Source organism: Microbispora sp. GKU 823 (assembly GCF_002027145.1).
Lineage (GTDB): Bacteria > Actinomycetota > Actinomycetes > Streptosporangiales > Streptosporangiaceae > Microbispora > Microbispora siamensis.
In genome coordinates, this window is the sequence record NZ_MWJN01000222.1 from 1 (window position 1) to 2,780 (window position 2,780).

Sequence of the window (2,780 nt, forward strand, 5' to 3'; positions counted from 1 at the left end):
TGTGTGCCGGCGGCGCCATGTGTGCCGGCGGCGCCATGTGTGCCGGCGGCGCCGATGTGTGCCGGCGGCGCCATGTGTGCCGGCGGGGCCGTGTGTGCCGGCGGGGCCAGGGGAGAGGATGCGTGCGGTGGCCGTCCCGAGGCCCGTCGGGCCCTGCGACCACCGGGCCGCCGGACCCCTGCGCAGCTCCTCCTCGAAGTAGCGCCGGGACCGCTGGTGCCAGCGCAGGATCGCCGCCATCCAGTTGCGCAGGTCGGACACGTATCCCTCGACCGACTCCCGTACGGTCTCCCCCGCCTCGATGCGGTCGAGCAGGGCGGGCAGGTCGACGGTGGTGATGTGCTCGAACTGCCTCATCCGGCTGGTCATGAGCGCGTCCACCACGGTCACCGCCTCGTCGGGCGCGCAGTCGAAGAAGGTGCCCAGCACCACGACGGCGTTGTGCAGCTCACCCTCGAACTGGATCTCCTTCTGATAGGAGAACAGGTCGTTCATCAGGCACGCGTAGTCCTGCGCGGCGTCGGTCATGCCGAGGAACTCGCGGGTGCGGTGGATCTCGGTGGGGATGACCCGGCCCGGCGCCAGCCTGGCCAGGCTCATCGTCATCTGCGAGCCGAACGTCCTGCGCCGCATCTCGATGTAGTCGACCGGGTCGGGCACGCGGTGCTGGGCCTGGTTGGCCAGTTCCCACACCCAGCTGTCGATCATCTCCTCGACGGCGGCGCGGAAGGCCCGGCGGGAGTCCTCCTGCAGCGGCCCGGCGGTGCGCGGCCACAGGTCGGCCAGCCCGCGTTCCAATCCCGTCACCGGGGTCAGGCGCGGGACGAGGTCCAGTGGCATGAACTCCTTGAGCCGCCGGTTGCCGAGCTTCGCGCCGACCAGGTCGCGCGCCGCCCCGTAGACCCGGGGATAGTAGTCGTCGCCGTACGTCCCCCAGGCCAGCCAGTTGGTGGCCAGGATCAGCTCGTCGGCGGAGGCGTCCGGGTTGATGCCGGACGCGCACAGGGCGAGGTCGAAGCCGACGAGTTGCGGTTCGTTCCAGACGGCGGTCGCCGGGATGCCGGGAACCCCGTCGAAGAAGCCCATGGCGGCGCACCATTCGACGTCCGCCGCTCGCGCCGCGTCCAGGTGCGGGTTGTCGTGCACCTCGAACGGCATGTACGGCTGCGGCAGCCGCACCGCCGCCTCCGAGAAGGGCCGGTGGGTGTGGTTGCGCAGGCCGCCCGCGCCCGTGAGGTGGGCGCGGGCCACGTTCATGCCGAGGAAGCCGGTCTCTCCCGCCGTCTTGGTGTAGCGGCTGGAGGCGGTGTGCCAGGCGTGTCCGCCCGCCTGCCAGTCCTGCAGTCCCTTGACGTAGCTCAGCACCAGCGCCTGCTCGGGCGGCAGGACCCCTTCGTCGGCGAACAGCGCCGGAAGCTCGGTCAGCGCGGTGTGCTCGAACTGGTGCAGCCGGGAGGTGAGCAGGTCATTGGTGATCTCCACGGCCCGCTCGGTGTCGCAGCCGAAGAAACGCTCGCAGACCAGGACACAGTTGGACAGCTCACCCTCCTGCAGCACCTCCCGCTCGTAGGAGAACAGGTCGTTGCGCAGGTGCACGGCGTCGGCGAACGACTCGGTCAGCACCCGGATCGGCCGGGAATCCGCCAGCCGGGCCGGCAGCTCCGCGCCGGCCGCGTGCTCCACCAGCGCGGCCGACCAGGGGGCGCCGCCGACCTTCCTGCGTTCCTCGATGTACTCGATGGGGTTGGAGACGGCCTCGCGCTCGATGTGGAACAGCTCCCACATCGACTCCTGCAGGAGGTCCCGGGTGACCCGGACGAACCGGCGCCGCCACGCCTCGGACATGGCGGGCACGGTCCGGGGCCACAGGTCGGCCAGGCCCCGCTCCACGGGGTTGGACGGCTCGGGCGGGTCGTCCGTCATGAACGCGTCGAGCCGGTCCAGGTAGTCCTGGGCGCCGTCCAGGTCCCTGCTGCGTTTGAACGTCTCCAGGAAGTGGTCGTCGAAGTAGAAGACCCACACGTACCAGTCCGTGACCAGGTCGAGTTCGGTGGCGGAGCAGTCGGGATGGGTGTAGGCGCACATCAGGCCGTAGTCCATCGCGTCGAGCGACTCCTCGGTCCAGATGTCCGGATCGTCGAGCATGCCCATGTCCGCCGCCCACCCCCGCGTGTGCGCCCGGGCGGTCTCCACGTGGGGGTTCAGCCGGGGCGGATAGGGGAGGTAGAAGTCCGGCAGCCGGTAGGAGGACATCAGAGGATCTCGACGCTCTCCAGGATGCCGAGGGCGTCGGGGACCAGGACGGCCGCCGAGTAGTAGGTGGTCACCAGGTAGGAGATGATCGCCTTGTCGTCGATGCCCATGAAGCGCACCGACAGGCCGGGCTCGTACTCGTCCACCAGCCCCGTACGGCGCAGACCGACGACGCCCTGGTCCTTCTCCCCCAGGCGCATGACCATGATCGAGCTGATGCCCTTGTCGTTCACCGGGATCTTGTTGCACGGCAGCATCGGCACCCCGCGCCAGGCCGGCGCCTTCTGGCCGTTGAACTCCACGGTCTGCGGGTAGATGCCCCGGGCGTTGCACTGCCGGGCGAAGGCCGCGATCGCCTTCGGGTGGGCGAACATCACGCTCGGGTTCTTCCAGACCGTGGCGAGCAGCTCGTCGAGGTCGTCCGGGGTGGGCGGGCCGGAACGGGTGTGCAGGCGCTGCTTGAGGTCGGCGTTGTGCAGCAGACCGAAGTCGCGGTTGTTGACCAGCTCGTGCTCCTGACGCTCCCG

The 2,780-nt window shown here is 70.0% G+C and carries 1 protein-coding gene and 1 pseudogene; both read right to left on the reverse strand.

Annotation, left to right across the window (positions count from 1 at the left end; genetic code table 11):
• A partial coding sequence (locus B1L11_RS44285) for a germacradienol/geosmin synthase (RefSeq protein WP_256863442.1) occupies nt 1-2,253 on the reverse strand: 2,253 nt, incomplete at its 3' end.
• A pseudogene (locus tag B1L11_RS44290) lies at nt 2,253-2,780 on the reverse strand (Crp/Fnr family transcriptional regulator); the annotation flags it as partial. The gene B1L11_RS44285 and the pseudogene B1L11_RS44290, both read right to left, overlap by 1 nt.